The organism is Haematobacter missouriensis, from assembly GCF_000740775.1.
In the GTDB taxonomy this organism is placed as follows: domain Bacteria; phylum Pseudomonadota; class Alphaproteobacteria; order Rhodobacterales; family Rhodobacteraceae; genus Haematobacter; species Haematobacter missouriensis.
The window spans coordinates 22,714-34,370 of record NZ_JFGS01000036.1; the positions used below are offsets into that span (position 1 = coordinate 22,714).

Consider the following 11,657-nt stretch of genomic DNA (forward strand, 5'->3'; position numbering starts at 1 on the left):
CCGGGAGATGGTCGAAGGGCTGATCGGCCATGAGCATCTGGTTGAGCGGCTGATGATCGCGCTGGTCGCGGGCGGCCACGTGCTCATTGAAGGCCCACCCGGCCTTGCCAAGACGCGTGCTGTGAAACGGCTGGCGGAGGGGCTGGCGGGCGACTTTGCGCGCATCCAGTGCACCCCGGACCTCATGCCTTCCGATATGACGGGCACGCAGGTATTCCGCCCGGATACCGGGCGGTTCGATTTCCTACCGGGACCCTTGTTTCATGAGCTCGTGCTCGTCGATGAGATCAACCGCGCGCCCCCCAAGGTGCAGTCGGCCCTGCTGGAGGCGATGGCCGAACGCCAGGTGACGGCGGGAGGGACGACGCGCGCGCTTCCCGATCCGTTCATGGTGGTCGCCACGCAGAACTCCATCGAGCACGAAGGCACCTTCCCGCTGCCGGAAGCACAGCTGGACCGCTTCCTTCTGCATGTCGATCTGGCCCTGCCGGGCTTGGAGGCAGAGCGGCGGATTCTCGATCTGGTGGAGGGGGAACTGCGCGCGCCGCCTCCCGACACACAGTCTCGGCTGGGAGCCGACATCATCCATACCGCGGCCCGGGCGGCGAACAGCGTGCTGCTGGCCCCCGCTCTCAAGGACTATATCGTCCGACTCGTCATTGCCACGCGGGAGACAGAGGAGGGACCGCTCGCGGGGCTGGTGGAACATGCCGTCTCGCCCCGCGGAACACTTGCGCTCGCGGCCTGCACCCGGGCACGGGCCGGATTGCTCGGGAGAGATCACGGGCTTCCCGAAGACGTGGAGCTGTTGGCGCCGGATGTGCTGGCGCATCGTCTGGTCCCGAGCTGGCGTGCCACGTCAGAGGGGCTGGGTCCGCGCGATCTGGTCCGGCGGCTCATCGATCATGTCAGGCCCTGGTGAGTCGGGCGCAAGCGTCGGCGAGGTGACGGTAAGCCACCTGCTCGCCCTCGCCCCGCTTGCCCTCCGGCGCAGCAAGGAGGAGCGGCTGGCAGAGCGTCCCGGCCTCACGCCTGTCCGCCAACGCGGCAGTGGACAGGCGCTCCGCGAGATCCGCCCCTTCGCCGACGGCGATGACCCCCGGCATCTGGACGCTGCGGCGACCGCCCGAACCGGGGTGCCGCAGGTCAGAACCTTTCATGAGGAGCGGGAGCGGACCCTGCTGCTCATCGCGGACTTTCGCCGCCCGATGCTCTGGGCGACGCGCGGGCGCTTCCGTTCGGTCGTAGGGGCGGAGCAGCTGGCGATGGAGGGGTGGCGGGAGGCCGCGGATCGCGGCTCCATCGGGGTCGCCGCGATCACGGATGCCGGGATTTTCGGGGAGCGGCCTGCCCCCGGTGCGCGGGGGATGGCCCGTGTCGCGGGTTGCCTCGCGCGTGCCCATGTTGCGGCCCGGGAAGCGGTGATGGCAAGGCTAGCCACGCCCCCGCTCGATGTCGAAATGCGCCGCGCCGCACGTTTCGCACCGCGAGGGGCCGGCCTCGTGGTAGCCACGGGCCTCGACCTGCCCGGGGCCGCGTGGGAAGCGACGCTTGCCGCACTTTCCACCCATGGTCCCCTGCGCTTCCTGCTCATCGAAGATGTTTTCGAACGCGCGCCCGTTGGAGGCCCGCTCCCGGTCGTCGATAACGCCAAACACGTTCTCCGCCGGGGGTTCTCCGGCCTTGCTGCCACGACGGCGGCGCGTGTCGAAACCCTGCATCGCCCCGGCATCGCTGCGGAACGCATCGGCCCGGGCATGGGGGACTCCCGATGAACGGGGACCTTGTCCACACCCTCAATCCGCCCCGGATGCCGGCAGAATTCGTGCGCACCGGTGCGGCTGACATCCTCGCGGCTTTCGGCGTCGGACTGCTCATCGCGGCGGCGCTGGTCTTTGTCCTTGCGCCACTGTTCCGGCGGCGCCCCGCCCGGCGACGTGCTGCGGATGCGCTTGGCGAGCTTCGCGCCCTGCCCGCTTCCGAGCGGCTGGTTGCCGGAGCACGGCTCTTGGCCGAACGCGGCGTGGCCCTGCCAGACCGCTATCGCGACGCGCTTTATCTGGGGACGCCCTACGATCCGGCGGATCTGGAGCGGCTGGTTGCAGAGGCCTGGGGAGGGGGGCGGAATGGCTGACCTGCAATTTTCACACCCCTTCGCCTTTCTTCTACTGCCGCTCCCCCTGATCCTGTTCTATCTGCTGCGGCCGCGCGAGAACCGGACGGAAGCGCTGCACCTTCCGGAAGCCATCGCGGCGGCGGGGGTTCCGGTGGCGGAAGGACCTCTCCGGGATGGCTCCCTGCCGCTGCGGCTTGCGCTCTGGCTGTTCCTGACGCTTGCCCTGGCGGGACCGGAGTGGTTGCAACCCACGCCTGACAGGACGGCGACCGGTCGCGACATCATGCTCTCGCTCGACCTGTCGGGAAGTATGGAAACGCCGGATTTCACGCTCGACGGACAGACCGCAAGCAGGCTTGCTGCTGTCAAGCGGGTGGCCTCCCGCTTTGTCTCCGAGCGGGAGGGCGACAGGATCGGGCTGGTGATCTTTGCCGATCAGGCCTATGTCGCTGCGCCGCTCACTCACGATCTTGCTGCTGTCGTGCGCGCCATCGACAGCGCCGAAATCGGGATCACGGGGCGCTCGACCGCGATCGCAGACGGATTGGGCCTGGCGTTGAAACGCGTGACGGCCGAGCCGGCGACATCCCGCGTGATCGTGCTTCTCTCTGACGGGCGCGACACCGCCGACCGGCTGGACGCACGAGACGTGGGGCGGCTTGCTGCGACGATGGGCGTCCGGGTTCACACCATCGCCCTTGGCCCGGAGGACTTGGAAACGCGGCCCGCCGCCCGGGATGCCGTCGATATCGCCACGCTCCGTGACATTGCGGAAGCCAGCGGCGGGCGCTCCTGGCGGGTGCGCAATATGGCGGACCTCGTGCAGATGGCCGCCGATCTGGACCGGCTGGAGCCGAACCCATCCAGCCGTCCACCGGTGATCGTGGCGGAGGCCTTGTGGGCCTGGCCAGCCGCGCTTGCCCTGTTGCTGGCCCTCGGCGTTGCCGTGGCTGAGGCGACAGACCTTTTCACCCGCCGTGCCGGGCGAGCAGCATGACGCCCCTTGCCCTTGGGGCCGGTCTGGTGCTGTTGCGTCCGGTCTGGCTTCTGGCCCTGCTGCCGCTTGCCGCGCTGGCATTCTGGCTTCGCGTGCAACAGGGGCGAAGCCCGTGGACGACGCTCATCGACCCCGCCATCCGCCGCGAATTGCTGGCGCTGGGACAGATCCTGCCGGCCCGCCCGGACAGGGCTGCGCTGCTACCTCTCCTTATCGCCGCCAGTCTCATCCTTGGCCTTTCGGGGCCTGCGGTTCTGCGACCGGAGGGGGTTGAGTACCGCGCGCTCGATCCGATGTTGCTGCTGCTCGACCTTTCGCCGTCCGTCGCGGCGGGCGCGGCCCTTCCCGACCTTCAGGCGGCGGCGGCATTCCTGCTCAATCAATCCGAAGGCCGGCCGGTCGGCATCATGGTCTATGCTGCGGATGCCTATGTCGCCTCCGCTCCGACAACCGACACGGCCAGTCTTCAGAGCATCATCGCGGTGCTGGCGGCCGATACCATGCCGGTCACCGGCAGTCGTCCTGACATCGCGCTCGCCGAGAGCCGAAACCTCGTGGCGGGGAACGATGGTCCCGGCATTGCCGGCGCGGATCTCGTCCTCATCTCCGACGGCGGCGGTTTCGGCCCCCCGGCGCTGACGGAAGCGCGCCGACTTCAAGCGGAGGGGGCACGCGTCTGGACTCTCTCCCTCTCCCGTGCCGCGGAGGGAGCGCCCACACCGGACCGGGGCGCCCTCGTGCAACTTGCGGCGGCAGGTGGAGGAAAGGAGTTTCCAGCGACGGCACCGCGCCCCCTTCTGGCAGAGATCGCTGCCGCGCGCACGGCCCGCCTCGCAAAGAGCGGAGAGGCGACGCGGGTCTTTCACGACCTCGGACCGTGGTGCGTGGGATTGGCGATGCTGCTTGCTCTGCCGCTTTACCGGAGGCGCCCATGACCCCGGCCCGTGTTGCGACGCTGGTCGCCTTTGCAGGCGTGGCGGCACTGCTTCTGGCCGGGCGGGAAGCGGGGGGGCGGCTGTTGCTCATGGCGGGGCAACCGGGCCTGGCTTCATCCCTTCTTGATGATCCTGCCATCGCGGGCGTCGCGTTCTATCAGGCAGGAAACTATGCGGAAGCGGACGCGGCCTTTGCGCGCGCAGGGCGGTCTTCCACTTACAACCGTGGCCTGTCTCTTGCCGCGACAGGGAACTACCCCCTCTCGCGCGCCTATTTCGACGCGGTGCTGTTCGCCAACCCCGCTGACAGCGCTGCGCGGGAGAACCGCAATCTGGTAAACGCGCTGATACCGCCGCAGATGGGCGAGGGAAACGAAGCGGGACGGATCGCTGTCGTCGCCATAGCCACACCGGGCGGATCACCGATTGACGAAGTGAAGCGGCTCGGGCGTCCGCTCGACGCGGGCAGACGGGTGGCCGATCGGGAGTGGCTCGCGACGATTCCCGACGATCCCGGCGCGTTCCTGCGCCTCCGGCTCGCCGCTGAAAACGACCGTCGCCTTTCGATGGGACTGACGGCGCCGCAGGAAGGCGATCCATGGTGAGATGGCTGCTTCTCTCCCTCGCACTGCTCGTCTCGCCTGCGGGAGCGGAAACCCTTACGCTCACGATCCAACCCGAGCCGAGACACAAGGACCTGGTCGCCGGGGAAATGCTCCCCGTCACAATCCGCGCCGTCTATGACCGCAAGGTGGCGAACGAGAAGCTGGAGATCGCACCCAGCGACAGTTTCGACTGGATACAGACTGCCCCCGATAGCTGGCGGCAGGAGATCATCGGGGGGCTGCCATGGCAGGTGATGGAGCGGCACCTGGCGCTTTTCCCCCGGCGACCGGGAGTACTGCATTTCGGACCGGTGTTTCACCACCTCACTATCATCGACGAAGCGAGCCAGCGCCAGCCGCGGGAAGTGAAAGCCCAGCCGGTGGAAATCCCAGTAGGCCCCTTCCCGGCGGAGCGCGGCTGGAAGCTGGCGGCAGAGCGGCTGACACTCCGCCAGGAACTCTCCACCGATCCCGCGCATCTGGCGGACGGCGAAACGGTCACGCGGCGCATCACCCTGACGGCGGAAGGCGCACTGCCGGAGATGTTGCCACCCCGGCCCGTGGTCTCGGAAAACTGGCTCATCACCTTCGCCGCGCCGGTGGAGCGCAAGCTGACCCTTACAGCCGAAGGGCCGGTGGCGGAAGTAGTCTGGACATGGCAGTTCCGCCCGGAGACCGGGGAGCCGGGGGTCATCGAACCCGTCACCATCCCCTATTTCGACAGCAACACCCGCCGGATGGAGAGCGTGGAAATCCCGCCCCTCTCCATTGGTTACGCGAGCTTCGCCGCGAACCGGACGAGGACGGGGCGTTTCGGAATTTGGGAGGATGCACTCTCCGGCGCCGCGATCATCGCGGGCGTGGGTGCTGGAACCGGCGTGATGCTGTGGCGCAGCGCGCCCGCCGCGGGGCGCACAGGCTGGAAGCGGCTTCTGCGGCGCTGGTCGCCCCTGCCGCGACTGGCGCTCCGCCGGGCCGCCCGGGCGGGCGATCCCCTTGCGCTCCGTCGCGCAGCGGAGGCGTATCTGGATGGCCGAACATCGCCGGCGATAAGATCTCTGCTCGCGGGATTGGATCGCAGGATCTACGGCCCCGAACCACAGACGTTCAAACCCGACGCCTTTGTGCGCGATCTGCGCCAGGCAGCAGGTAGGAGCGACGTTTAGCTCGGAGTAGGCGCGGCAGTCGTCGTTCCCGGTTACGCGCAACATAGGGCCATGTGGGGCCGCAGTTCCGCATCGCCGTGTTACCGCCGACGGAAACCCTCGATCTGCGTTGCGACGATCTGGTCGGCAAGGTTGTGGCGGCTCTCCTGCGTTTCCTCCGGCAGCGGGCGATACCACACCGACATCCAGTTCACCGCGCCGAGCATCGCCTTTGCCCCGACAGACACATCCATGGCGCGGAGGGAGCCATCTGCGATGCCCTCCTCCATGACCTGGCGGAACAACCCTTCGAAGCGCCGCCGCAGAGAGATCAGAGCGTCCAGCGTGCGGCGCTGGTCCGGTGTCGTTGCCGCCATCCTGTGCATGTGCACGCCCTGCACCACTACTGCCTCGAAGGCCACGTTAGTCATCATCGCCATCGCATGGGCATGGAGCATGGCCGTCAACCGCTGCACCGCAGGACCAGACCCCGCCATCACCGGTTCCACCGCGCGGAACAGACGCTCCATCCCCTCGCGATGCACATCGAAGAACAGGTCGGTCTTGGAGGAATAATAGTGGTAAATCCGGCCTTTCGTCGCCCCGAGCCGCCGGGCTACGTCGTCAATGCTGGTGGCCGCGAAACCCTGCTCCATGAAGCATTGCGCCGCCATTTCGAGGATCTCGATATTCCCCGCCCCGTCGTCTCTGTTGCGTGTGCGTGGCTGTGTCATCCGGTCTCGGTTGCTGGTTTCATTGACGATATTGCCACTGGACAGTAACAAAAGCAATCCATACTACTGCGTATGTTGTGTAGGAGAGGGCAATGCAGCAGGCTGCGGACCGGGTAAGCGATTGGCTTCTCATAGATCAGGGACTTGTTGATCGCTTTGCAGATGTCATCGGCGACCATCAATATATCCACGTCGATCCCGAACGCGCGTCCCGTGAGGGTGGTTTCGGCGGCACCATAGCACACGGCTTTCTCGTTATCTCCCTCCTAACTCAATTGCAGCAGAGCGCTCTGCCGCCCGTCAGTGGGGTAGAGGTGAATTATGGTTTCGAGAAGGTCCGTTTCGTCGCACCCGTCAGGGTCGGCAGCCGGATCCGCGCGCGCTTTACACCTGTTTCTTCACAGGCACGCGGAAGCGGGCGGCTCGAAACTTATGGCGTGACGGTAGAGGTGGAGGGCCAGCAGAAGCCGGCAGCCGTTGCGGAATGGCATATACTGAAGGTGCAGGCGGAGGAGAGGGCACAATGACCATCAGCTATGACGGGCGCGTCGCCATCGTTACGGGAGCAGGCGGCGGGTTGGGGCGCGCCTATGCGCTGGAACTGGCACGGCGAGGGGCAAAGGTGGTCGTCAACGACTTCGGCGGTGCGCGGGATGGGCGGGGTGGCTCCACCGCTGCGGCGGAAGCGGTCGTGGCGGAGATCGCAGCGCAGGGCGGGGAAGCCCTGGCGGACGGGGGAAACGTCACCGACTTTTCGCAGATGGAGGCGCTGGCCGCCCGCACATGCGAGACCTTCGGACGGATCGACGTGCTCATCAACAACGCGGGTATCCTGCGCGACAGAACCTTCGCCAAGATGACGATGGAAGACTTCCGCGCCGTGGTGGAGGTGCATCTCATCGGTTCGGCCAATGCGACGAAGGCAGTATGGGAGACAATGCGCCAGCAGGGCTATGGACGTATCCTGATGACATCCTCCACATCAGGGGTTTATGGCAACTTCGGTCAGGCCAACTACGGCGCGGCCAAGGCCGGGCTGATCGGGCTCATGAACGTGTTGCATTTCGAAGGGCAGAAGTACGGCATCCACGTCAACGCGGTCCTGCCCACAGCCGCCACACGCATGACAGGCGACATGATGGAGGAGGAGGTGCTCGCTCATCTCTCACCCGACAACGTTGTCCCCGCCGCACTCTATCTCACCAGCGAGGGTGCGCCGAGTCGCACGGCGCTGCTGGCCGGGGCGGGTACGGTCGCGCGGCTCGCCATTGTAGAGAACGAAGGCATCTATCTGCCCGAAGGCTCACGCACTCCCGAGGCGGTTGCGGAAGCATTTAGTACGCTCGCGAAACTGGATGGATTCACGGAAACGCAGAACGGGCTGGATCATGTCGAGCGGATCGTCGCCCGCGCGCGCGATGCAGAACGGGCCAGCTGACCATGCTTGACCGCGCCAATCCACATCGCCGGGCCGATTACACCGTCTTCTACACCATGGAAACGCGCTGGCGCGACATGGACATCTACGGTCACATGAACAATGTGAGCTACATGGAGTGTTTCGACAGCGCGGTGAACCGCCCGCTGATCGCCGCCGGGGCGCTCGATCTTGCGGGCGGGACCGGGCCGATCGGAATCGTTGCCCAGCAGTGGATGCACTACTTCGCCGAGGTGACCTACCCGGAACGGGTAGAGGTGGGTCTGCGTATCGTCCGTATCGGCTCCAGCAGCCTGACATGGAGCTTTGCGCTATTCCGGGAGGGAGCAGATACAGCAGCAGCACAAGGCGGATATGTGCATGTCTATATCGACCGCACAACCCGTCGCCCTGTCCCGTTGACCCCCGCGCATCTTGAGATGGCGCATGGCCTGACGCCTCCGTCCGGCGCCACGATCTGATCGAGGTAGCCGGACACCAGCTCCCGCCCATGCCGACGTGATCCGGCCGGACTGGCTGAGCGCCGGACGCGAGTTCCTGCGCTTTCCGACCCACCCTGGCGCGCTAACGGGAAAGTCCGATCCGGCGGCCCAGCCAGTCCGGCCGGATCAGGTCGGCATGGGCGGCCCTGTCTTGCTCCACGATCTTTGCGATATTCGCCGGGAACGGTTCCGCCCGTGGGCTGCCGGAGGCTCGCCCGACATGCATGAGCAACTGCTCGCAAAGTGCAAGCTCCCGCCCGTCTCCGCCCTGCAACCGCAGAAAGACGTGCAGCCGCTTGTCATCCGCGGCGAGCAGAACCAGCTCCACTTCCAGCGGATCGCCCAGGTGACATTCCCGAAGGAAGCCGATGCGACAGTCGAGCGTGTAAAGCGTGGCCCCGGTCCGCTCCCGATAGGCGGCATCGACGCCGATGCGATCCATATAGGCCGTCACCGCATCCGAAAAGGCGATCCCGTAGGCGAAGTCGCCCATGTGCCCGTTGTAATCCACCCACCCCTCCGGCACATGCCGGTTCAGCACGATCAGCCCATGGCGGGCGCCACTCTCCATCCGCTTCTCCTCCTCACTCATCCCGGCAACGTCCCCCTGACAGGCTGCTGAAAAAGCATTCCGCGGCTGCCTTGGGCCGGAGATTTTTCCCACATTGTTGAGATGCGCCCCGGAAACCGCAAGTTTTGGCGCGGGGCCGGGGTGACTTTCTGATTTTCAGCGCAAGCCCGAGCAGGCGGCCGACTTTTACAGCATCCTGCTAAGAGGAGGACGCGCAAGGCGTCACTTCTTGACGAGCGGACAGTCACTTTGCTCCAACGGCTTGAAAGCCTCCTCTCCGGGTATCGTCCGCAGAATTTTGTAGTAATCCCAGCGTCCTGTCGACTCCTGTGGCGTCTTTACCTGTGCAAGATACATGTCATGGACAAGGCGGCCATCCTCCCGAAGATAGGCATTCCGCGCGAACATGTCGTCGATCTTCATGGTGCGAAGCTCCGACATCACCGCGGTGCCCCCGACGGTCTTTGCCGCCTCTGCAGCCTTCAGGTAGTTCAGCACCGCAGAATAGACGCCCGCCTGGACCATGGTTGGCATGCGTCCGCCCATCTGCTCGCCGAAGCGTGTGGACCATGCGCGGGTCTGATCGTCGAAGTCCCAGTAGAACCCGGTGGTTAGGGTCAGGCCCTGCGCCGTTTCCAGCCCCACGCCGTCCACGTCCGTCAAGAACAGCAACAGTCCGGCGAGCTTCTGCCCGCCTGCGGTGATGCCGTATTCGCCCGCCTGCTTCATCGCGGTCATCGTGTCGCCGGAGGAATTCGCCAGCGCGATCACATCCGCGCCGGAGGCCTGTGCCTGCAGAAGGTAGGAGGAAAAGTCGGTCGTCTCTCGAGGGTGGCGCACGGCACCCACCACCTCGCCGCCGAGCGAACGCACCGCCTCCGACGTGTCGCGCTCCAGCGCATGACCAAAGGTATAGTCTGCCGTGATGAAGAACCAGCTCTTGCCGCCCTCCTGTGTCATGGCCCTCCCGGTGCCGTTGGCAAGCGCATAGGTATCCCATGTCCAGAGCGCACTGGAGGGAGAGCACGCCTTGCCCGTCAGGTCCGACGATCCGGCGGTGGAGATCAGGAATGCCACATCCGCCGCACGGGTCACATCCTGAACAGCCATGGCGACGGAAGACGTGGGCACGTCGATCACCGCCTTCACGTTCTGCTCGTCGATCCATCGCCGGGCGAGCGTGGCGCCCACATCGGGCTTGTTCTGATGATCGCCCACGATCACCTCGACCGGCTCCCCCAGCAGCGTGCCGCCAAAATCCTCGACGGCCATACGCGCGGCGACCACCGAACCTTGCCCGGCAAGGTCGAAGTTCATGCCCGACATGTCCGTCAGCACGCCCAGCCGATAAGGCTCCGCGGAAGCAGCAGATGCAAGGGTGGCAAGCGCCACCCCCGTCAACAATGCCTTGAGTGTCATACGTCCCTCCCCCAATCAGGTCGCGTCAGCCGGTTTCCTCCGACAGCAGACGCGACAGAAAGAATTGATCGGCCTCGAAACCCGAGGCCCAGTTCCTGCGGCAGTGGCTGTCCACCGTCCGCTTGGTCATGCGAAGAGCCATCGGAGGACAGGCGGCGATACCTGCGGCCATCTCCTGCGCTGCAGCAAGGGCAGCCCCCGCCGGAACCGCACGCTCACACAGGCCAAGCCGCTCCGCTTCGCAGGACTCGATACGCGCGTCGGTAAAGAGCATGAGCTTCGCCCGCGCCGGCCCGACTAGTGCCGCCAGCAACGGCAACCCGCCCCAACCCAACGTCATGCCGAGCCGCACTTCAGGGAAGCGGAAGTAGCTCCCCTCCCCCATGACGCGGAAATCAGCCGCGAGCGCGAGAATCGCACCGCCGCCGATGGCAGGCCCCTCCACCGCAGCAATGCAAACCTGCGGCAGCCGGGTCCAGCGATCCACCATCCGGCCGCCAGCGGCCATCGCCTCCGAGCGCGCGACACCGCCCTCTCCCGGTCGCCAAAGCCCGGCATCATCAAGGTCAACACCCGCAGAGAACCGTTTCTCTGTCCCTGCGAGAAGGACGACATGGCATGTCGTATCAACGGCCAGTTCCTCTGCCGCGCGGGTCAGATCGAGGATGGTCTCATGGCTCAGCGCATTCGCCTTTGCGCCCCTGTCATAGCGGACCAATGCTACGCATTCTTCCCGCGTGATGGTGACGGACGGCATGCCGTTCCCCCTTTGACATACTACGCGGTATGTTGCATGATTTGCAGGGCATTGCAAACGGCTTTTGCATGTCCATACGAATGGGGCGCGTGTGGGAGGAGGACCAGATGGAACAAGAGGACAAGGCACTCGACCGGGAGCAAGCGGTATTGCGCAATCTGCTGGACCGGTATGCGGAGGACCGCCCTGAGGCGCTTTTCGTGCATTTCTGGCCCGATGTTCAGTGGTCCTACCGCGTGACATGGGAGAAGGTCCGTCAGCGCGCCGCAACGCTGCACGCGCATGGCGTCCGCCGCGGCAGCCATGTTCTATGCTTCATGGGGAACGGGCCTGACCTGCTCGTCACCTGGTTCGCAATCAACTACCTTTGCGCTGTCTATATCCCCTTGAATACAGCCTCTCGCGGTAAGCCGCTCGAACATATTCTAACCGACATTCCCCAAGTGGCCTGCCGCTTG

The 11,657-nt window shown here is 65.7% G+C and carries 15 protein-coding genes; 11 read left to right on the forward strand and 4 right to left on the reverse strand.

What is annotated here, in order from left to right:
- The first annotated feature begins 7 nt into the window (after positions 1-7).
- The 7 genes from CG51_RS16100 to CG51_RS16130 are packed head-to-tail and all read left to right on the forward strand — an operon-like array spanning position 8 to position 5,819.
- Positions 8-922: an AAA family ATPase gene (locus tag CG51_RS16100; RefSeq protein ID WP_051930754.1), complete on the forward strand. Its 915-nt coding sequence runs from the start codon at positions 8-10 to the stop codon at positions 920-922.
- The gene (locus CG51_RS16105; protein ID WP_035746707.1) at positions 906-1,775 is read left to right on the forward strand and encodes a DUF58 domain-containing protein; all 870 of its coding nucleotides are present in this window, start codon (positions 906-908) and stop codon (positions 1,773-1,775) included. The genes CG51_RS16100 and CG51_RS16105 overlap by 17 nt, the downstream gene beginning before the upstream one ends.
- Positions 1,772-2,134, forward strand: coding sequence for a hypothetical protein (locus CG51_RS16110; protein WP_051930748.1), 363 nt, complete (start codon positions 1,772-1,774; stop codon positions 2,132-2,134). The genes CG51_RS16105 and CG51_RS16110 overlap by 4 nt, the downstream gene beginning before the upstream one ends.
- Positions 2,127-3,113, forward strand: a complete 987-nt coding sequence (locus tag CG51_RS16115) for a VWA domain-containing protein (RefSeq protein WP_035746710.1) — start codon at positions 2,127-2,129, stop codon at positions 3,111-3,113. Before CG51_RS16110 ends, CG51_RS16115 begins: the two co-directional genes overlap by 8 nt.
- Positions 3,110-4,048, forward strand: coding sequence for a VWA domain-containing protein (locus tag CG51_RS16120; RefSeq protein ID WP_035746711.1), 939 nt, complete (start codon positions 3,110-3,112; stop codon positions 4,046-4,048). Before CG51_RS16115 ends, CG51_RS16120 begins: the two co-directional genes overlap by 4 nt.
- Positions 4,045-4,653, forward strand: coding sequence for a hypothetical protein (locus tag CG51_RS16125; RefSeq protein ID WP_035746713.1), 609 nt, complete (start codon positions 4,045-4,047; stop codon positions 4,651-4,653). Before CG51_RS16120 ends, CG51_RS16125 begins: the two co-directional genes overlap by 4 nt.
- The gene (locus CG51_RS16130; RefSeq protein ID WP_035746720.1) at positions 4,647-5,819 is read left to right on the forward strand and encodes a BatD family protein; all 1,173 of its coding nucleotides are present in this window, start codon (positions 4,647-4,649) and stop codon (positions 5,817-5,819) included. The genes CG51_RS16125 and CG51_RS16130 overlap by 7 nt, the downstream gene beginning before the upstream one ends.
- An 80-nt stretch (positions 5,820-5,899) precedes the next feature.
- Here the strand turns inward: CG51_RS16130 and CG51_RS16135 are convergent, their stop codons facing one another.
- Entirely contained in the window at positions 5,900-6,532 is a 633-nt protein-coding gene (locus CG51_RS16135; RefSeq protein WP_035746723.1) for a TetR/AcrR family transcriptional regulator, read from the reverse strand.
- A 92-nt stretch (positions 6,533-6,624) separates the two neighbouring features.
- Between CG51_RS16135 and CG51_RS16140 the strand changes: the two genes are divergently transcribed.
- From CG51_RS16140 to CG51_RS16150, 3 genes are read left to right on the forward strand one after another with little or no spacing between them, the layout of a single operon-like run.
- Complete coding sequence (locus tag CG51_RS16140; RefSeq protein WP_035746724.1) at positions 6,625-7,059, forward strand: MaoC family dehydratase; 435 nt, start codon at positions 6,625-6,627, stop codon at positions 7,057-7,059.
- Positions 7,056-7,970, forward strand: a complete 915-nt coding sequence (locus tag CG51_RS16145; RefSeq protein WP_035746725.1) for an SDR family NAD(P)-dependent oxidoreductase — start codon at positions 7,056-7,058, stop codon at positions 7,968-7,970. The genes CG51_RS16140 and CG51_RS16145 overlap by 4 nt, the downstream gene beginning before the upstream one ends.
- Before the next feature lie 2 nt (positions 7,971-7,972).
- Positions 7,973-8,431, forward strand: a complete 459-nt coding sequence (locus CG51_RS16150; RefSeq protein WP_051930749.1) for an acyl-CoA thioesterase — start codon at positions 7,973-7,975, stop codon at positions 8,429-8,431.
- A gap of 103 nt (positions 8,432-8,534) precedes the next feature.
- Here the strand turns inward: CG51_RS16150 and CG51_RS16155 are convergent, their stop codons facing one another.
- The 3 genes from CG51_RS16155 to CG51_RS16165 form a co-directional block, all read right to left on the reverse strand.
- Entirely contained in the window at positions 8,535-9,023 is a 489-nt protein-coding gene (locus CG51_RS16155) for a thioesterase family protein (protein WP_051930751.1), read from the reverse strand.
- A gap of 222 nt (positions 9,024-9,245) precedes the next feature.
- Positions 9,246-10,442, reverse strand: coding sequence for an ABC transporter substrate-binding protein (locus CG51_RS16160; protein WP_035746726.1), 1,197 nt, complete (start codon positions 10,440-10,442; stop codon positions 9,246-9,248).
- 25 nt (positions 10,443-10,467) lie between these two features.
- A complete protein-coding gene (locus CG51_RS16165; protein WP_035746728.1) occupies positions 10,468-11,199 on the reverse strand; it encodes an enoyl-CoA hydratase/isomerase family protein in 732 nt (243 codons plus the stop codon).
- 107 nt (positions 11,200-11,306) lie between these two features.
- Between CG51_RS16165 and CG51_RS16170 the strand changes: the two genes are divergently transcribed.
- A partial coding sequence (locus CG51_RS16170; RefSeq protein WP_035746730.1) for an AMP-binding protein occupies positions 11,307-11,657 on the forward strand: 351 nt, incomplete at its 3' end.